Source organism: Roseovarius halophilus (ex Wu et al. 2025) (assembly GCF_047086965.1).
Genome location: NZ_JBKOTX010000007.1, coordinates 50554 through 70114 on the forward strand (window position 1 = coordinate 50554; position 19561 = coordinate 70114).

Below are 19561 nucleotides of genomic sequence, written 5' to 3' on the forward strand. Positions count from 1 at the left end.
GCCTGCGGCCCAGTCTGGGGCCGCGCGCCTATGTCGAGACCAAGAAATTCTCCTTGAGGTCTCAGTTCACGAAGGGGGCGTCATTGCCCCAGAGCTGGCGAATACGGTCGTCGCGGGCGCAGGCCTCGCGATAGAACTTGTAGGCCTCTTCCATCGTCTTGACCCCGCGCCGGGTGAAGACCCTGTCCTGGCTACGATAGTAATCCTGGTGATAGGCCTCCGCGTCGTAGAACGGTCCGGCCTCGAGGATCGGAGTCACGATAGACTGTCCCAGTTCGGCCTCGGCGTCTGCCTTGGCAGCGCGGGCCTGCTCTTCCTCGGCCGTATCAGAGACGAAAATTGCCGTGCGATAGCTTTCGCCCCGGTCACAGAACTGGCCCCCCGCATCGGTCGGGTCGATGGAGCGGAAGAACAGGTCGTAGAGTTGCCGGGCCGAAATCTGATCGGCGTCATAGCGAATTTCGACGGCCTCGTAATGGCCGGTGCCGCCCCCGGTGACCTGCTTGTAGGTGGGGTTCTCGACCGTGCCGCCGGTATAGCCCGACACGACCTCTTGAACGCCGGCCACCTTTTCGAAATCAGCCTCGACGCACCAGAAACAGCCGCCGGCCACGGTCAGCACCTGCATGTCGCGCGCCTTCGCCGTGGTGGATTGCATGATCCATCCCAGGGCGATGGCCCCGACCAAAACGGCGGTCTTGATGTTCCGGCTGTAGCTGGGCATGGCGCACCTCCTGATCACAGGATGTCGCCGTTGTGTATCAGGAGCAATTCAACCGGCCGTGATGTCACGCGGTCGTGACACGCCATGCCGTGCGCGGCCCATACTCTAGGCATTGACGTCCACGACCACGCGCCCCTTGACCTGGCCCTTCAGGATGTCCGCACCAAGCTGCGGCAGCTCGGCGAGCGTCGCCGGTTGCACCATTTCTTCCAGTCGATCCATGGGCAGATCCCGGGCGATCCGTTCCCAGGCGCGCAGGCGATTCTCGTAGGGTTGCATCACGCTGTCGATGCCCAGCAGGTTCACGCCACGCAGTATGAAGGGCGTGATCAGGGCCCCCTCGATCGCCGCGCCCCCGGCCAGGCCGATGGCCGCCACCGACGACCCGTAGCGCATCTGCTTGAGCACACGGCCCAGCATGGCCCCGGCCACGGCATCCACTGCGCCGCCCCAGCGTTCGGCCTCCAGCGGTTTGCGCGTAGCCACGGCCAGCTCGTCACGCGCGACGATCTCGGAGGCGCCGAGGCCCTTGAGGTAATCGGCCTGTTCGGGCCGCCCGGTGACTGCCGCGACCTCATGCCCAAGCCCGGCCAGAATGGCCGTCGCGACGGAGCCGACACCGCCGGCCGCGCCGGTGACCAGGATCGGACCTTCCTGGATGCCCTGCTTTTCCAGTGCCATCACGGCCAGCATGGCCGTCAGGCCCGCGGTGCCGACGGCCATGGCCTGTCGTGTGTCCAGGCCATCGGGCAGGGGCACCAGCCAATCGGCCTTGACCCGGGCCTTCTGCGCATAGCCGCCCCAATGCGCTTCGCCCACGCGCCAGCCGGTGAGGACGACCTTGTCGCCGGGTTTGTAGCGATCGTCACCGGAGGCTTCGACCGTTCCCGCAAAGTCGATACCCGGCACGTGGGGATAGGTGCGGACAAGACCGCCGCCCGGGCCGATGCAGAGGCCATCCTTGTAATTCACCGTCGAGTAGTCGACGGCGACTGTCACTTCGCCTTCGGGCAGGCCCGTCTCGGAGATTTCCTCGACCTTGGCGGCGGTCTTGCCGGTCTCCTCGTCCTTGCGGATGATCAGCGCGTTGAACATGGCTCTCCCCTGTGGTGCGTGTGCCGGACGTGTCTATGTCATGGCGCAGGATCGCAAAACGGCCCTGCGATGCAACCCCGCTCGGTCTATTCCGCGTGGTGGCAGGCCACGCGGGTCGTGCCGATCCCGCGCATCTCGGGCCGTTCGATCTTGCAGCGTTCGGTCGCCAGCGGACAGCGCGGGTGAAAGGCACAGCCCGGCGGCGGATTTATCGCATCGGGGATCTCGCCCTTGGGCGGGTCGATCTCGCGGCCAAAGGCGTCCATGCGCGGCGCCGCGTCGAACAGCATCTGCGTATAGGGATGCTTGGGGGCGTTGAACAACCGGTCGCGCGGTGCTTCCTCGACAAGCCGCCCCAGATAAAGCACGCCGATGACGTCGGCCATGTGCTGCACCACGGTCAGGTCGTGGCTGATGAACAGGTAGGTCAGGCCCAGATCCTCGCGCAGGTCGGACATGAGGTTGAGCACCTGGCTTTGCACCGAGACGTCCAGCGCCGAGGTCGGCTCGTCACAGACGATTATCCGCGGCTCCGAGGCCAGCGCCCGGGCAATGCAGATCCGCTGGCGCTGGCCGCCGGAAAATTCGTGCGGGTACTTGCCCGCATCCGCCGCCGAGAGGCCGACCTGTTCCAGCAGTTTCTCGGCCAAACCATTGGTCTTGCCGCCCTTGGCCGCGACCGGTTCCTCGATGATGTCGTCCACCCGCCAGCGCGGGTTGAGCGAGGCGAAAGGGTCTTGAAAGATCATCTGGATGTCGTCGCGGACCGCCTCGACCTTTTTCGCGTCGGTTTCCGTGGCCAGGTCGACGCCCTCGATCTCGACGGACCCGGCGCTGGGCGGAACCAGCCCGACCATGATCTTGCCGATGGTGGACTTGCCCGAGCCGCTTTCACCGACAAGGGCGTAGACGCTGTTTTCCGGCACGTCGAAGCTGACCTCGGATACGGCGGTCAGCAGGGCCTTGGGCAGGCGTTCGATCACACGGTTCAACCAGGGTTTCGAGACATCGAAGACCCGGGTCAGATCGCGGACGGAGATCAGCGCGTTCATGCGGACACCTTCCGTTCGTCGGTGAGGGGGAACCAGCAGGCGGCCCGGCCATCACAGCGGTCCAGCGTCGGGCCAGGCTCGGCCCGGCACTTTTCCTGCGCGAATTCGCAGCGCGGGTGAAAGGCGCAGCCACTGGGCAGGGCGCCCAGCCGCGGCATCGACCCGGGGATCTGCCGCAGGCGCTTGCGCCCCTGGCTGGCCAGCGGGGTCGAGGCCATGAGCCCGACCGTGTAGGGGTGGTGCGCATTGGTCAGGACCTCGCGCACCGGGCCAAGCTCGGCCAGGCGCCCGGCATACATGACGGCGACGCGGTCCGCGGCCTCGGCGATCACGCCCATGTCGTGGGTCACGAGCATGACGGCGACGCCGCGATCCCGGCAGAGCCGTTTCAACAGCGCCACGATCTGGGCCTGGATGCTGACGTCAAGGGCTGTTGTCGGCTCGTCCGCGATCACGAGATCCGGCTCGGCACAGAGGGCGAGCGCGATCACCACGCGCTGCCGCATTCCGCCCGAAAACTCGTGCGGATAGCTGTTGATGCGCTGGGCGGCGGCGGGGATGCCGACCTCTTCCAACGCGGCGATGGCACGCTTGCGGGCCTCGGTCTGGCCCACGCTCAGGTGCTCCAGAATCGTCTCGGTCAGCTGGTCGCCCACGGTCAGAAGGGGATTGAGCGACGTCAGCGGGTCCTGGAAGATCATCCCCATCTTCTTGCCGCGTAGCCGGCGGATGGCATCGCCTTTCAGGTTATGGATCGGCTGGCCGGACAGCAGGACTTCACCCGATACGATGCGCGCGGGGCGGTCCAGCAATCCGATGACGGCATTGCCCGCCATGGACTTGCCCGCGCCGGATTCGCCCACGACGCCAAGGATTTCTCCGGCATGGATGTCATAACTGACAGTGTCCACGGGCCGCAGAACACCATGGCGGGTGGGAATTTCCACGACCAGGTCGCGGACGGAAAGAACGGGGGTGTCTGTCATCTCAGCCTCGGGTTCAGGGCGTCGCGCAGCCAGTCGCCCAGCAGGTTGATGGACAGCGCCAGCGCCAGCAGCGCCAGCGCCGGGAAGAAGAGAATCCACCACTCGCCAGAGAACATGAATTCCTGCCCGATGCGGATCAGCGTGCCCAGCGAGGGCTTGGTCGGCGGGGCGCCGACGCCCAGGAACGACAGCGTCGCCTCGGCGATGATGGCCAGTGCCAGCGAAATCGTGGCGATCACCAGCACCGGGTTGAGGACGTTGGGCAGGATGTGGCGCAGCATGATGGAAAAGGGCGTGCGGCCGATCAGCCGGGCGGCCTGGACGTATTCCTTGCTTTTTTCGACCAGCGTTGCCCCTCGCACGACGCGGGCAAACTGGACCCAGTCCGACAGGCCGATGGCCAGGATGAGAACCCAGATCGCCATCTCGTCACGGTATTCGGGCGGGGTGATCCCCTTTGCGATGCCGAAGATCAGCATGGCCACAAGGATGGCCGGAAAAGTCAGCTGCACGTCAGCCAAGCGCATGATGATCGTTTCGAACCAGCCGCCCAGATAGCCCGCAAGCAGGCCAAGCGTGACACCGATCACCATGGCCAGCATCACGGCGGCGAAGCCCACGAAAAGCGAAATCCGCATCCCGTAGAGAATGGTCGAAAAGACATCGCGCCCCTGGTCGTCGGTGCCCAGCAGGAACTGGTCGCCGGTAAAGGCGTTGGGCTCCCCCGGCGCGGTAAAGCCGTTCATCAGGTTCAGCGTGCCGGGATCGAAGGGATCATGTGGCGCGATCAGAGGGGCCAGCACCGCCGCCAGCACGAGCACCAGGACGACGACGAAAGAAATGATCGCAACCGGCGCATGGCGGAATGACCAGATGAAATCGCTGTTCCAGACGCGGCGTGCCCTGTTTTCGGGGGCCGGGGTTCTGCTTTCGGCTGCGTCGGTCATCTCAGTGGCCTCCCTGCGTGCGGTCCGCGCGCAGGCGCGGGTCGATCACGAAATAGAGCATGTCAACGATGAGGTTGATGCCGACGAACAAGACCGAGATCAGCATCAGGTAGGCGGCCATGACGGGGATATCCACGAACTGGATCGCGTTGATGAATAGCAGCCCGACGCCCGGCCACTGGAACACGGTCTCGGTGATGATGGCGAAGGCGATGATGCTGCCCAGCTGCAGGCCGGTGATCGTGATGACCGGCACCAGCGTGTTTTTCAGCGCGTGGCGGAAGTTGATCGCGCGTTCGCGTATGCCGCGAGCCCGCGCGAAGCGGATGTAATCCATGCGCAGGACTTCCAGCATCTCGGTTCGGACCAGCCGCATGATCAGCGTCATCTGGTACAGACCGAGCGTGATCGCGGGCAGGATCAGGGCCTTCAGGCCGCTTTCCGTCAGAAAACCGGTCGTCCACCAACCGAGATCCGTTACCTCGCCGCGCCCGAAACTGGGCAGCCAGCCAAGCTCGACCGAGAACAGATAGATCAGCAGGATACCGATCAGGAAGGTCGGCAGGGACACGCCGACCAGAGAAAGGGTCATGATGGCGTTGGCCGAGACGCCGCGGCGCCAGATCGCGGTGAAGATCCCCAATCCGATGCCCCCGACGAGGGCCATCAGGCCCGAGACGACGGCGAGTTCCAGTGTGGCGGGAAGGCGCTCGATCAGAATGTCGGACACCGGGCGGCCCTGCCGATAGGACAGGCCAAAATTGCCCTGAACCGCCTGTTCCAGGAAGCGCCAGTATTGCACGACAAAGGGCTGGTCCAGGCCAAGCTGTTCCCGCAGGCGCTCTACATCGGCCTGGGTGCGTTCCTGTCCCAGCATATTGTCGATGGGATCGCCGACGAAGCGGAACATAGAAAAGGCCACGAGCCCGACGACGAAGAGCACGAGGATCGACTGCGTCACGCGGCGGATGATGTAGGCGAGCATTTGCATAGGCCCCGAAAAAAGGCGCCCCGCGGTCCCTTCGGGCGCAGGGCGGGAACGGGCGGCGCGCGTGGCGCCACCCGATAGTTGCGTCAGATCAGTTCATTTCGAAGAACTTGAATTTCGGATCGTCCTCGGGGCTGACCTCGATCCCGACGGCATCCGTCATCCCCCAGTTCAGGACCTGGTGGTGGATGGGCAGGTAGAGTGTCTCTTCCTGGACAACCTCCCAGATCGAAGCGATGTCCTCGTTGCGCGCCTCTAGATCGGTCTCGGAGGCAAGCGAAACGATCATTTCGTCAAGCACGGGGTTGGAATAGCCGGTGTTGTTCCAGCTGCCACGCTCATCGCCGCGCGTATGAACCAGGAAGTTGAAGATGTATTCCGAATCATAGGTCGGAACGCCCCAGCCGAGCATGTAGAATTCGGTCGCGCCATTGGTGATCAGCGGGAAGTGCTGCGCCTTGGGCTTGGCGTCAAGGTTCACGGTGATCCCGATCTGCGCCATCATGCCCACGGCGGCCTGGCAGATCGCCTCGTCGTTGACGTAGCGGTCGTTCGGGCAGTCGAGTTGGATCGAGAAACCGTCCTCGTATCCTGCCTCGGCCATGAGAGCCTTGGCGGCGTCGACATCCGTCTCGATGCTGTCCATCTCCTCGGTCCAGCCATTGACGAAGGGCGGGGCGATCATGCCGGCGGGCTGGGACTGGCCGCGCATGACGACCTGCTGGATGGCCTCGCGGTTGATGGCGAGGTTCATCGCCTCGCGCACGCGCACATCCGAAAGCGGGTTCGCACCCTCGACGTCATCGTTTTCCAGGTCGTCGGCGCCCACGTTCATGCCGAAGAAGATCGTCCGGTTCTGCGGCGCGGTCTTGACCACCAGCCCCTCGGTATCGGCGACGCGGCCCAGGTCCTGCACCGGCACGTCCTGGATGAAGTCCACCTCGCCCGACAGCAGGGCCGCAACGCGGGTCGCGGCGTTCTGGATCGGGGTGTAGATGACCTCGGTCACGTCCATGGGGAACTGGTCCATGCCCCAGTAATCCTCGTTCTGGGTCAGGACGGTACGCACGTCGGGTTCGCGGCTGACCAGCTCGAAGGCGCCGGTGCCGTTGGCGTTGGTCGCGGCGAAGGTCTGCTCGCCGCCTTCGACGTCCTGCACCTCGACCACGTCGTTGGCCTCGGCCCAGCCCTTGTCCATCATGAACAGGTTGGTCAGGTTCGCGGGCAGGATCGGGTTGGGGCCGTCGGTTTCCATCTCGACGGAGTAGTCGTCCACCGCGCGCACCTCGACGATCGAGGACAGCAGTTCCTTCATGTTCGAATTGTCGGACTTGGCCCGGTTGATCGAGAACACTACGTCCTCAGCGGTGAAGTCGGCGCCGTCGTGGTATTTCACGCCCTCGCGCAGTTCGAAGACCCATACGCTAGGGTCATCCGGGCTGGGGCCCCATTCCGTTGCCAGCGCGGCCTGCGGCGCGCCGGTCATGTCGCGGATAATCAGAGGCTCGTAGATCTGGTGCGACAGCGTGTGCGTCGGCCCCTCGTTCTGCGCGTGCGGATCGAGCGTGAGCGAATCGCCCGCCCGCGCCCAGCGCAGCGTTTCGGCCGAGGCGCCGATCGACGTCGATGCCAGAAGCGCCGCCGCCAGAATACCGGTTTGATAGGTCATCTTTTTCTCCCTGGTTGCAGTTATACGGCGGCCTTGTCCCGGCCGCACGACCATGCGCGAGCCTAGAGCGAAGTCCACTGGGCACACAAGACGTATGCTGAAGGTGACGCAAGGTCAGCCGTTCAGCGCCGCGTGTCGGGGTCTGCAGGCCTTTGCCCACGGCAGTTCGGTCGGGCTGCGTCGCCAAAGCGTGCCAAATTCGCCACGAGGCGGCAAACGTCGCCGGAAACCCTTTTCAAATTTGTCGGGCCATTCGCAATATACCGACCAGACGCGACCCCTGTCTGCACTCGAATTCCCTTTCTTCCCTGCGTCGAGGTCATTTGTCGTCATGTTTGCCATTCCCCACAGTTACGCGGCCCTATCCGGTGTCGCCCCCGATTTCTGGGCATACCTTCTGGTCGTGACGCTTGCCACGGTCACCGTTGCCTTGGCCATTACCGCGAACCGCCGCCCCCTCTCGCGCCTGATGCGGGAGCGGAACGATGCGCAGGCGGTGCAATCCTCGCATTTCGGAAAGCCGATGCGTCTCGGCGGGATTGCCATCTTCGCCGGCCTGGGTACGGGGCTGCTCGTCGCCGGGTGGGATCGGCCCGCGGTCCCGGTTCTGCTCGTTCTGTCCGCGGCGCCGGCCTTTCTGGCCGGTTTGTGGGAGGATCTGGGCTACGGGGCCTCGCCATTTCGGCGGCTGATCGCGTCGTTCTTGGCGGCGACCCTGGCTGTCGTTCTTCTCGATACCTGGGTGGGGCGGGCCAACATGCCGGGCCTCGATCAGGTGCTGCGTGTCGCGCCGATCGGACTCCTGCTGACCGTGATCGTTTCGGCCGGGTTCTGCCATGCGACCAACCTCGTGGACGGGATGAACGGACTGGCCGCGGTCGTCATCACGAGTGCGGCCACCGGTCTGGCGATCCTGGCACATGGGGCGGGCCAATCGGACATCGCCATGATGGCAGCGATCCTCGCGGCGGCCATGGTCGGATTCTTCATGCTCAATTGGCCGTTCGGGACCATGTTCATGGGCGATGCGGGGTCCTACGGTGTCGGTCATATCCTGATCTGGCTGGCCTTTCTCCTCGCCGATCGCGCCTCCGAGATCGCCGTGCCGGCGTTGGTTCTGGTGCTGTTCTGGCCTTTCGCGGATACGCTGCACTCGATCGCGCGGCGCCTGGTGGACCGGGCCCCGGTCTTCGCACCGGACCGCATGCACCTTCACCAGAAGATGCGCCGATGCATCGAGATCGTCTTTCTTGGCGGCGCCCACCGCAAGAGGTCGAATCCGCTTGCCACTGTGGCCCTGGCGCCCTTTGTCATGATGCCGGTTCTCGTCGGGGTCGGGCTTGCGGCTCACCCGCGGGCGGCCTGGGTTGCGCTCGCGCTCTTCGGGACGCTTTTCGGCCTTACCCATGTGGGGATCACGCGCCTCGCCGTCCGCCGGCGACGCAAGCACAGATGTGACCGGCCGGTTACTGTGCGGGAGACGGGCGAGGCAGCAGCGGCTGGCGAATAAACGCATTGCAGCCACTTCCGTACCGACAACGGCCTGGATTTGAACGTCTGCATTTACCGATTTGCGGGGCAGGCGAACTGGCGGCTGGCGCGCATCGACCGTGAGAACGGCGGTGCAAAAGTCGGCCACGGTAGCGGCGGGATAGTCCTGCTGCGGGCGGTGTAAAAACCGGCCACTTTTGCCCTTCCTGTGACGGCAAGGAGGGCGGGGAGATTTATTCCGTGGAACTTTACCGAAAGGTTCGTCTGGCCTGCGCCGACGGCATGAGCAAGCGCGCGGCGGCGCGTCATTTCAACATTTCGCGCGACACAGTCGACAAGGCCATGGCATTCTCGGTGCCGCCTGGTTACCGGCGCACGGCGCCGATCAAGCGTCCCAAGCTGGACGGGTTCACCGAGATCATCGACGCTTGGCTGGACGGGGATCGTGAGGTCCGCCCCAAGCAGCGCCATACCGCCAAGCGGGTGTATGACCGGTTGCGCGAGGAGCACGGTTTCACCGGCGGCTACACGATCATCAAGGACTATATCCGGGAACGCGAGCGGCGTGGTCGGGAGATGTTCGTGCCGCTCGCCCACCCGCCCGGCGATGCTCAGGCGGATTTTGGCGAGGGTGAGCCATCGCGTCGCCATGCGTTCGAGACCGATGGCGAACGTGATCATCGGTGGTGTCGAGCAGAAGGCCTACTTTTTTGTCATGGATTTGCCGCACAGCGACGCCTGCCTCAAACGGGCCTATCCTGCGGCGACGGCGGAGGCCTAGATGGACGGTCATGTTCATGCCTTTGCCTTCTTCGGCGGCGTCCCGCAGTCGGTCCTCTATGACAACGACCGCTGCCTGGTCTCGAAGATCCTGGCGGACGGGACGCGCAAGCGCGCCACGCTGTTCAGTGCCCTGCAGTCGCATTACCTGGTTCGGGATCGCTACGGGCGGCCCGGCAAGGGCAACGACAAGGGGAAGGTGGAAGGGATCGTCGGTTATGCCCGCCGGAACTTCATGGTGCCGATCCCGCGCAGTCCCAGTTGGGAGGCCGTTAACGCTGACCTCGAAGCTCAGTGTCGCAAGCGCCAGAACGACATCCTGCGCGGCCACAAGGAAACGATCGGCGAAAGACTGCAGCGCGATCTGGCGGCGATGAAGCCCCTGCCCGGAGCCCCATTCGAGGCTTGCGCGCAAGCCAGCGGCCAGGTCAGCTCGCAATCGCTCGTGCGTTACGAGACCAACGATTACTCGGTCCCTGTCGCCTATGGCCATCAGGATGTCTGGGTTCGCGGTTATGTCGATCAGGTCGTGATCGGCTGCCGGGGAGACGTGATCGCCCGCCATCCCCGGTGCTACGCGCGCGAAGATGTGGTCTTCGACCCGATCCACTACCTTCCCTTGATCGAACGCGAGATCAACGCCCTGGATCAGGCTGCGCCGTTGGCGGAGTGGGACCTGCTCGAAGCGTTCCAGACCCTGCGTCGCCTCATGGAGGCGCAAATGCTGAAGATGGGCCGGCGTGAGTATGTGCAGGTCCTGCGTCTGCTGGAGACATTCGGCCTCGATGACCTGCACGCAGCGGTCAAGGATGCGCTGCGCCTGCGCGCGACAGGCTTCGATGCGATCAAGCATCTTCTGCTCTGCCGGATCGAGAGGCGCCCACCGAAGCTGGACATGGCCAGCTATCCCTACCTGCCGCGTGCCGACGTCGAGACGACCTCAACCGCCAGCTATATGGCCCTGATGGCGGAGGCGGCGGAATGACGGAGGCCCCGCAGATCCTGCTCGCCCATCACCTGAAGACACTGAAGCTGCCGACCTTCCTGAGGGAATACGAGAAGCAAGCCCGCCAATGCGCCACCGAAGGGCTGGATCACGTCCAGTTCCTGGCGCGCCTGGTGGAAATGGAGATGCCCGGCGGCGTGCGCCGCCAATTCCTGTATCGCGCGCCTTTGGCGCGACCGTGAACGGCGGATGGTCGAGCGCCGCAGTTCAAGCTGGTCCGCGCCAGCGGATCAAATGGTCCGGGGGACCATTTGAAGGCGCAGAACGCGGCGAAGTTCCCGGCCGCCAAGAGCCTCGACAGCTTCGACTTCAAGGCCATCCCGAAGCTCAACAAGATGCAGGTGCTGGAACTGGCCCGCTGCGAATGGATCGAGCGGCGCGAGAATGTCATCGCCCTCGGGCCAAGCGGCACCGGCAAGACGCATGTCGCCCTGGGCCTTGGCCTGGCCGCCTGTCAGAGGGGGCTGCCCGTCCGCTTCATCACCGCCGCCACGCTGGTCAGCGAGTTGATGGAAGCCCGCGATGAGCGCCGCCTGCTGCGGCTGCAAAAGCAACTGGCCAACGTCAAGCTGCTCATCATCGACGAGCTGGGCTTCGTGCCGCTCTCCAAGACCGGGGCAGAACTGCTCTTCGAGCTGATCTCGCAGCGCTACGAGCGCGGCGCCACGATGATCACCAGCAACCTGCCATTCGATGAATGGACCGAAACCTTCGGCACGGAACGCCTGACCGGTGCCCTACTCGACAGACTGACGCACCACGTCAACATCCTCGAGATGAACGGCGAGAGCGATCGCCTCGCGCAGAGCCGCGCGCGAAAGTCCACCGACACCGCCTGAGACGACCCTCGCTGGCTTGGCCCTGACGGGCCAAGGCGGCCAGTCAACCGCCAGCTATCTGGGGAGCGCGGCTGACTGGCCGCCGCCACCTGGCGCGCGTCGTGCCCAAAATCAAAAGTGGCCGGATTTTGCGCCGCCCAATGGCCGGATTTTACTCCGCCGTTGACAGGGCGCATCTCTCCGAGTTCGGCATCGTCACGCCGAAGGCGTGCCTGCGGCACGACGCGAAAGGCATTCACAGTAAGTCTTGACCGGGGGCGCTACTGTTTCGCGACAACAAGGTGCAACCTCAGGCGCCGCACAGCCGAAGATTTGCTTGTCCGGCAGGCAGTTTTGGGCAAGGTTACTATCGAACGGTATGGCGCTGGAGCACTGTTGGACATCAGGGTGGCGCTTCCCGCCCTAACCGAAGGGTGCCAAGAGGTTCGGAAAGGAAAGATAAAAAGTGAAAATGCGACCGGGTAGAAATATATTCAGATTTCTGGTGGTTATGACATCAGCGTGTTTTGCGCCTCGTGCTGGTGTAGCGGATGATACTCGGAGTTTTCACGCCGGATTTATCAGCGATGCAACACTGGATCAGGGGTCAACCAACGTCGCAGGCCCAAACGCATGGGTTGAGGCACGATATCCGTTCAAACTTGGCCCGATTGAGGGTAGTGCGCGCTCCAAATACGAGACCGCTGCGGAAGGTCTTGTTTTAGATGGTTCCTTTGTCCAAGTTCCCTTCGGTGATTGGGTGGCTGGAGTTGGATTGAAGGACCAGCATTGGTCGCTGTCGCCAAATACATCACTGATCCTTTCAAATAATGCGCGACCACTCCCTGCGATATATCTGAGCAAGCGTGATAGGTCGCCTTTTAAAACTCCTTTGCTCTCTTGGATTGGGCCTTGGGAAGCTGATTTTTTCTTTGGCTATAACGAGAAGGGCAATGGCTTTCGAGATGCTAATATGCTCGGCGCTCGCATTGTCATAGAGCCGGTTGACAACCTAGAGTTTGAAGCTGTTTGGACCACCCAATTTTTTCCCGATGATGCTGATTTCCTAAAAATTTTTGGTGACGAGACAAACGCTGGCATTTCACCAGACGCGAATGGAATGGCCGGCTTCGGGTTGGCTTATGCATGGGGCGCGAACCGTATCTACTCTCAGGCAATAGGTGAAGATGCAGCTGGGCTCGGGCCATCGTGCTATATGTATTTGGCGGGATATTCACGCCAAACGACCATCGGGACTGTTCCCAGCGACCTCAACTTCGAAGTGGTAGATACAAGAATTTCTGAAACCTCAAATGGGTTTTGTGGACCCGGCACCGCTTACAGAAACGGGACTCATCCCTATGTCCAGAACGGCGTTGTTATGGGGGCTCCCATAGATAGCGAAGGCGTTTCAGTATCAGTTCGCGGTGCCCATGACTTTCCCGACTATGATATAGACTGGGGCCTCGGATATGACGTGGTCAATGATGCGTCGATCGCGAACCACCGGCTTTCAAGTCGGCGCGTCGAAGGGTTAAACGCTCATCTTGGCGTGGGTTTGGACTATCAAGGGGTGCGTGTTGCATCCGGTGTTCATTACAACGGTTATGAACTTGATCGGATAACCATCGACGAAGGTCTAGCTCTGAGCATTCAGGTGTCGACGAACTTTTGACGTCTGCGCACCTGCGTTCCCCAAGCGCTTGCGATTTCGCCCCCCCACCCGGTGGCAGAGACATACAGACTGGTGTAGCCTCCTTCTACACCTAGCACCAGGCAGTTCGAGCCAGTTCTGAGATACGATGCCAAACGAACCCAATGACGTTTAAAGCGTTGATAAACGTAGCACTAAGCTATACGACTTGTGAGCTTCGGAGGCTCGATTGACGGACACCCAAGACGCTCCCCTTGATGACGAGATAGATCTTGCCGAGCTTTTCTCGGCCCTGCTATCGCACTGGTTGCTAATCGGTACGACCACCGCGCTGTTTGCGGCAGCGGCAGTTTATTATGCGGTTGGGGTGGCTGAGCCGACTTATGATGCAGAGGCCAAGTTTGCGTTTGAGGATGACTCGGCGGGCATTTCTCTTCCCAGCGAGCTGGGCGGCCTTGCAGGTTTGGTGGGTGTTTCGGCGGGGGGCGGCGGTGGCCCAGCCCAGACGCTAGAGGATCGTATCAAATCGCGCGATTTCGTTCTGGAGATCGCGCCGCAGGCTGACCTTTTTGAAGATCCCGAGATCAATCCACCAGCAGGGCAGGCCGGCCCGCTTGCAACGGTTCTGATCGGAGCAGGTGTCAGTGAGCCGCCAACGGCGTCCGAAGAAAAGGAACAAATGCGTGTTATAAACTGGGTCAATGAGGCCGTTTCCGTCGAGTTAGGCGAGAACGGGGTGGTCACCGTCCTCACGACCCATGTTGATCCGCACCGTGCCGCGAATATTACTAATATCATCGTGGACCATGCACTGGCCAAGCTTCTTGAAGACCAAGAACGGAAATCTCGGGCACAGATAGATTACCTATCCAAGCAGTTGCTTGATGTGCAAGCGGATGTCGAAGCTACAACAGAGGCAATCTCGGAATACGCAGTTGAGAATGACTTGGCATCTGATCAAGAGTTGGCTCGTGCCTCAGCGCAGCTGGTGCTTTTGCGGGAACAGCGAGATAATTTCAGGAGCTTTCTGGCAACCTTTGATGATCTTCAGGCGTTGGCAGAACGAAACGATACTCTTACGGAACCGCTACGACAGAAACTGGTGTCAGACCACCCGTTTGTGCGCGACGCAGATTTCCGTCGCTTGCTGGGCTGGCCTAGCTCTCCTGAGAATTGGACCTTGCCAGATGACATCCGACTTGAGGCGGCGCGCGGCCGGACAACGCAACGACTGGAGGAGATCGACCGCACGATAAACGATTTCGAGGAAGACGCCCGCCGCAACGCCGTTGCTGCCGCCGAACTCGCTGCGCTTGAGCGGGAGGCGACGGTGCAAAAGACCATTTACGAGGTTATCGTACAACAATTCGAAACTCAGCGCATCACCGACGGGTTTGTAGCTTCGATCGCGGATGTATATGAGATGGCTGTGCCACCCGTGGAGCCATCTGCTCCTAACAAGAAGCTGATCGCCGCACTCGGCCTCGTTCTTGGCTTGATCGTCGGTTCAGGGCTAGGGCTCGTCCGATCCTTGCGGCGGGGCGTGCTTCATACGGCGAACGCGTTGTCGGATACGATGAGTGGCCGTATCGGCGCAGATCACGTGGCGAAATACCTTGGTGGACGCGGACGATCCGTTGACCGGCGGATCCTCCAGTTTGAAAAGCGCCCGCATGATCAGCTAGACGAGGTGGCGGTGGAAATAGGACAGGGCCAGCCGAAACGGGTTCTGGTCCTACCAACAGGATCGGAACATGTGGCTAGCGCAGTCGGTCTTTACCTCGCTTCGTCGAATAAGACCCGGCTTTGCGCTGTTGTTGATCTGACCAAGACGCTGAAACCCAAAGAGATGGTGACTGCGGACGAGCAATGTGGTTTCGATCGCTTTGATCTTGCCTCTGGCCTGACAATTTTCAAACCGATCGACAAGACGCGGGTCAGTCCTTTTACGGTCGAGCAGGCCGTCGCCAAAATTGAGAGCGAATTTGACTGTGTTCTCGTCGTTTGCCCCCGCGTTGGCGCCGGTGCGCCAATTTCCGCCGCCTTGGCAGCAGGCGCGCAACGCCTTGTTTCGGTGCTGCGCACCGGGCGCACCACGCGGCAGCAAACCGACCGCTTGCAGGCGTTGCGTGAGCGCTTCAAGATTTCGCAACAGACGCTAGTCCTTGAGTAGAAAGAAAGCTATGCGGAACCCCAAGATATCCCTCGTGGCGTTTTTCGCACTTGTGGCTTGCGATCTTGCCTACGAGCCGCAGACTTTGCCATCAGGGTCGCGTATAACGGCAGCGGATCAGGCGGAGTTCACACTCGATGTCAAGCCATTGACGCTGGAACAAATTGCGCTGGCAAATGATCGAAAATGGCGCCGGCAAGCGATTGTGCCGAACCGGAACGCCGCCGAAGGTACCAGCTTGCAGCAAGAGGCGTCAGCCCGGGCCGAGCGCCTGCCACCGGTCAATTCCTCGCCGATGTATCGTCTGGGTGTCGGCGATGAGCTGAGCCTTCAGGTTAAGCAACAGGTGGTCGATCGTGATGGTGTGCCGCGAGCTACATCTCAGGTTTTACAACTTCCTGTCAAAGAAGATGGTACTATTTTCTCTGCTTTACTTGGATCGATTGAGGTCCGCGGACGGACGTTGACTGTGGTCCGAGACCTAATTAGCCAAGAGCTTGCGCGCCGCTCTGGCCTTGACGCGCAGATGGCAGCCGAGCTGACCCCGCCGCCCACGGGCACGCCGCCGATATACAGGATCGGCGCCGGCGATGTGCTGGCGATTACCCGGGTACTTCCGGAGGTCACAGATGAAGGTAGCGTCAACGATGTGCCCAACACGAGGGCTCTTGTCGTGGCCTCCAACGGCAATGTGAGGCTGCTCGGTGCTGGGGACGTCGATGTGGGCGGGCTCACGACGGGAGAGGCAATCGAGGAAATCTCGGCCGAGTTGCTACGCAATGGCCTGAACCCTAATATCGAGCTTTCGATCCAGGCCAATAACTCGAAACCTCTCAGGCTGATTGGTGATTTGCCCACCGCCGTTGAAGAACGCTTGATTCCTATTTCAGAGGCGCCCGTTCGATTGGTCGACGTAGTCAGTCGGCTGGGTCTGCAAACCCCACCCGGTCGGGACTATCTGGTCGAGATCCGACGCGAGGGGGACCGTTACGGTGTTCTACTGAATGATTTGCTGGGCTCGGAAAGCCGCGCGCCGATCTACCTGCACCCGAATGATACTATCCGGATCCAGGTTCAAGAAAGCGCCCCGGACTTTGCGTTGAACATTGTCGGGTTCAATTCGCAATCTGTGGCCGTGAGTTCGGTTTCGGGCGCCGGAGCGAGCGTGGAGTTGCCGGTCACATCCGAATCGCTAGAGTTGGTTGACGCGGTGAATGCCGCCGGAATTTCAGTTGACAGCGAAAAGGATGTCCTGGCGCGGATCATTCGTAACGGTCAAGAATACCGGGTGTCGGTTCGGCAAGCTTTGATCGACCAGCCGTCGCGCAAGATTTTCCTTCAGTCCGGCGACCGTATCGTGTTTGAGCCAATTGTGTTCGAAAAACAGAATGTGATGATAACCGGTGCGGGAACCTCGCCGCAACTGATTGATATAGAACAGATGTCGCGGCCAACGCTGTCCGATGCCGTGTTCAGGAGCAGTGCTCTTGCGGACGCGGAGTCCGACCTCAAACAAGTTTTCTTACTGCGCCAGGATGAGAATGAGGCAAATAAGTTTGACGCTTATTACCTTGACCTGAGCAATCCGACCCGTTTGGCTCTGGCTGATGAACTTCAATTGCGACCAGATGATATTATCTTCATATCCGACCAGCCGGCCAGCCAATTTACGCGGGTTGTTGGGCGTATCACGACTGCCTTGAGATCGGGGCTGGGCCTTGCATCATCGACAGAGGCTGTTCAGACCCTTGTCCAGTGACTATACTTGCTCTATCCCGGATGATCACATAGCCCCTCGTCGATCTTCGCTTTTCACGGCACGATCTGTTCTGAACGAGGTGCGAGACGGGAGATCGGCATGCTGATCAAGCTTCATGGCCAAGCCACGGCGAATCATCCCACGTGCCCGTTCCAGCCGCGGTACCACTCGACAAACTGCTGCACGCCCTCCCGGAAATTCGTGTGCGGCAGCGGGCCAACGAGGGTTTCGAGCAGGCTTGCATCCGCCCAGGTTGCGCGTACGTCACCGGGCTGCATTGGCACAAGGTTGCGTTCCGCCGTCCGACCCGTCGCGGCTTCGATTGCCTCGATGAAATCGGTGAGTTGCACCGGCGCGCCATTGCCGATGTTGACGACCCGGAAGGGCGCGACCGGAGACAGGCTGTCAATCGGACCCACAGTATCCGGGCCGGGGGCGTGCGCCGTCAGCCGGACAATCCCCTCGACAAGGTCGTCAATGAAAGTGAAATCCCGCTGCATGTCGCCGTGATTGTAAACGTCGATCGGCTTTCCCCTCAGGATGGCATCTGTGAACTTGAACAGCGCCATATCCGGCCGCCCCCAGGGCCCATAGACCGTGAAAAACCGGAACATGGTCGTCGGTACGTCGAACAGATGTGCATAGGAATGCGCCATAGCTTCATTGGCCACTTTCGTGGCCGCGTAAAAGCTCATGGGGTGAACAGCCCGGTGCTGCTCTGCATAGGGCATTTCGGCGTTTGCGCCATAGGCCGAACTGGTCGAGGCCATCATCAGGTGCTTTGGCGGGTATGCTCGGGCGGCTTCAAGAACCTCATGTGTGCCGATCAGGTTTGAGGTCACATAGGACCGCGGGGCCTCAATCGAGTATCGAACGCCAGCCTGGGCCGCCAAGTGGACAATGATGTCTGGCTGGAACGTCGCAACCAGCCCGGTCAGGCGCCCCTGGTCCTCGAGCATTCCCGTTTCAAAGGCAAAGCCCGCCTGGGACTGCAGGATCGACAGGCGCGCCTCTTTCAGCTCGGGGCTGTAATAGGGCGTCATGCCGTCGAAGCCCATGACCTCCCATCCGTCCGCAAGCATCCGTTGCACCAGATGGAACCCGATGAACCCGGCGGCTCCGGTGATGAACATTTTTCCTGCCAAGACACTTTCCTCCACAGGTTTGCGGCGATGACACGCGAGGCATTCGCCCCGCTCACCAGTAATACCTTGGCCGTTAAGGTAAAACCATCGCGCTGCGCAAAATGAGCGATTGCGTTGAGGCATGCCTTGACCGAACCGCAGTCAACCTGCTGGCTGGGAAGTGTCAAAGCCGCGACATGTCTTTGCAAGGCTACCCGGGCGCGCGTCGCGGCGCTGGGCCACGGAGATTTGCTTTCGGCGTTGCATGTCATCGACCCGGTCGGATACCTCGACATGGTCGGTCTCGAAAAGGACGCCTGTGTGATCGCGACCGACTCTGGTGGCGTGCAGAAAGAGGCCTTCTTCCATGGTGTTCCCTGCGTCACGCTGCGCGACGAGACCGAATGGGTAGAGCTTGTTGAGGCCGGATGGAACAGGCTGACACCTCCGAACGACGGCGGAACCATCCGCGATGCCATCTTTGGTGCCCGTGGCACCAAGGGCGCGGATATCGCGCCCTACGGAATCGGGAATGCCGCTGACATTGTCGCGACCGAAATCGCGAGGACACTGTCGTGAGCCGCATCTGGATGATCAACCACCATGGTTCCACACCTTCGACAGGTTCAGGAGGCCGGCACCATCACCTTGCGCGAGCGCTTGCGGCCATAGGTCATGAGGTCACGCTCGTGACTGCGAAGTGGCATCACAACCTCCGGGAAGATGTCGATCACTCTGTGTCACCTGCAGAGGAGACGGTAGATGGGTACGGGGGTGCAGGGGCAGCACGACGGGCATCCTGGACGCGACCATGTCCAGTCCGTTCAGAATTGCCGTGAGACGCTCCGGGTCGTCCGTGTTCTCCTGACGATGCACGGTGGCCAACACGTATCGGCCCAGGGGCAGATCGAAGCGGGCCGCACCGGCCCCGCGCGCCTCAGCCTTCGCGGCGAAATGTAGCGCTGCATCGAACATGACATCGCCGGATTCGACGATCCGCGCACACGGCACCCGCTCGTTCAACAGGTTCTCCGTGGCCGCCGCCGTGGGCGTGAATAGCAGATCGGAGCACTGGTCCGCGAGGATGCGATTGATTTCTTCGGGCACCCTCATGCGCGATCATCATCCGCACCGGGCGGCCGAGCCCGACCGATACGCTCACCACCGCATGGCCCGCCTCATGCAAGGCGATGCGCCAGCGCTGCGCGTCCGTAAGTGGCGGGGCCTCGCTCTCGATCTCGGCAGCGAGGTCGGCCTCCTGCAGCTCGCGCCGGGCGGCCCGGGCCCGGGCGCGG

The 19561-nt window shown here is 61.7% G+C and carries 15 protein-coding genes and 2 pseudogenes; 8 read left to right on the forward strand and 9 right to left on the reverse strand.

The window, feature by feature from the left end; genetic code table 11:
- Positions 1–61: 61 nt before the first annotated feature.
- The 7 genes from msrA to ACH107_RS02580 form a co-directional block, all read right to left on the reverse strand.
- The gene (gene msrA, locus ACH107_RS02550) at positions 62–724 is read right to left on the reverse strand and encodes a peptide-methionine (S)-S-oxide reductase MsrA (RefSeq protein ID WP_412504520.1); all 663 of its coding nucleotides are present in this window, start codon (positions 722–724) and stop codon (positions 62–64) included.
- 105 nt (positions 725–829) lie between these two features.
- Complete coding sequence (locus ACH107_RS02555) at positions 830–1819, reverse strand: MDR family oxidoreductase (RefSeq protein ID WP_412504521.1); 990 nt, start codon at positions 1817–1819, stop codon at positions 830–832.
- A gap of 86 nt (positions 1820–1905) precedes the next feature.
- On the reverse strand, positions 1906–2871 hold the full coding sequence (locus ACH107_RS02560) for an oligopeptide/dipeptide ABC transporter ATP-binding protein (protein WP_310690902.1): 966 nt from the start codon (positions 2869–2871) through the stop codon (positions 1906–1908).
- The gene (locus ACH107_RS02565) at positions 2868–3857 is read right to left on the reverse strand and encodes an ABC transporter ATP-binding protein (protein WP_412504522.1); all 990 of its coding nucleotides are present in this window, start codon (positions 3855–3857) and stop codon (positions 2868–2870) included. The genes ACH107_RS02560 and ACH107_RS02565 overlap by 4 nt, the downstream gene beginning before the upstream one ends.
- Positions 3854–4804, reverse strand: a complete 951-nt coding sequence (locus tag ACH107_RS02570) for an ABC transporter permease (RefSeq protein WP_412504523.1) — start codon at positions 4802–4804, stop codon at positions 3854–3856. Before ACH107_RS02570 ends, ACH107_RS02565 begins: the two co-directional genes overlap by 4 nt.
- A gap of 1 nt (position 4805) precedes the next feature.
- Positions 4806–5789, reverse strand: a complete 984-nt coding sequence (locus ACH107_RS02575) for an ABC transporter permease (protein ID WP_412504524.1) — start codon at positions 5787–5789, stop codon at positions 4806–4808.
- Positions 5790–5883: 94 nt separating this feature from the next.
- Positions 5884–7461, reverse strand: a complete 1578-nt coding sequence (locus ACH107_RS02580; RefSeq protein ID WP_412504525.1) for an ABC transporter substrate-binding protein — start codon at positions 7459–7461, stop codon at positions 5884–5886.
- Positions 7462–7792: 331 nt separating this feature from the next.
- On the opposite strand from ACH107_RS02580, the gene ACH107_RS02585 reads away from it, so the two are divergent.
- The 6 genes and pseudogenes from ACH107_RS02585 to ACH107_RS02610 all read left to right on the forward strand — a co-directional run bounded on the left by ACH107_RS02585 (position 7793) and on the right by ACH107_RS02610 (position 17142).
- On the forward strand, positions 7793–8971 hold the full coding sequence (locus ACH107_RS02585; RefSeq protein WP_412504526.1) for an MraY family glycosyltransferase: 1179 nt from the start codon (positions 7793–7795) through the stop codon (positions 8969–8971).
- A 263-nt stretch (positions 8972–9234) separates the two neighbouring features.
- Positions 9235–10717: pseudogene (istA, locus tag ACH107_RS02590) on the forward strand (IS21 family transposase).
- A pseudogene (gene istB, locus ACH107_RS02595) lies at positions 10714–11577 on the forward strand (IS21-like element helper ATPase IstB). The pseudogenes istA and istB overlap by 4 nt, the downstream one beginning before the upstream one ends.
- Before the next feature lie 451 nt (positions 11578–12028).
- A complete protein-coding gene (locus ACH107_RS02600; RefSeq protein WP_412504535.1) occupies positions 12029–13231 on the forward strand; it encodes a capsule assembly Wzi family protein in 1203 nt (400 codons plus the stop codon).
- Between the two features lie 208 nt (positions 13232–13439).
- Positions 13440–15383, forward strand: a complete 1944-nt coding sequence (locus tag ACH107_RS02605) for a Wzz/FepE/Etk N-terminal domain-containing protein (RefSeq protein WP_412504527.1) — start codon at positions 13440–13442, stop codon at positions 15381–15383.
- 34 nt (positions 15384–15417) lie between these two features.
- Positions 15418–17142, forward strand: coding sequence for a polysaccharide biosynthesis/export family protein (locus tag ACH107_RS02610; RefSeq protein WP_412504528.1), 1725 nt, complete (start codon positions 15418–15420; stop codon positions 17140–17142).
- A 134-nt stretch (positions 17143–17276) separates the two neighbouring features.
- Here the strand turns inward: ACH107_RS02610 and ACH107_RS02615 are convergent, their stop codons facing one another.
- Complete coding sequence (locus ACH107_RS02615) at positions 17277–18275, reverse strand: NAD-dependent epimerase/dehydratase family protein (protein WP_412504536.1); 999 nt, start codon at positions 18273–18275, stop codon at positions 17277–17279.
- Positions 18276–18413: 138 nt separating this feature from the next.
- Between ACH107_RS02615 and ACH107_RS02620 the strand changes: the two genes are divergently transcribed.
- On the forward strand, positions 18414–18845 hold the full coding sequence (locus tag ACH107_RS02620) for a UDP-N-acetylglucosamine 2-epimerase (RefSeq protein ID WP_412504529.1): 432 nt from the start codon (positions 18414–18416) through the stop codon (positions 18843–18845).
- 102 nt (positions 18846–18947) lie between these two features.
- On the opposite strand, the gene ACH107_RS02625 is transcribed toward ACH107_RS02620, so the two are convergent.
- Positions 18948–19379, reverse strand: coding sequence for a UDP-N-acetylglucosamine 2-epimerase (locus ACH107_RS02625; RefSeq protein WP_412504530.1), 432 nt, complete (start codon positions 19377–19379; stop codon positions 18948–18950).
- Between ACH107_RS02625 and ACH107_RS02630 the strand changes: the two genes are divergently transcribed.
- Positions 19378–19561: hypothetical protein (locus ACH107_RS02630; RefSeq protein WP_412504531.1), on the forward strand; the 184-nt coding region annotated here is incomplete at its 3' end. The genes ACH107_RS02625 and ACH107_RS02630 overlap by 2 nt on opposite strands.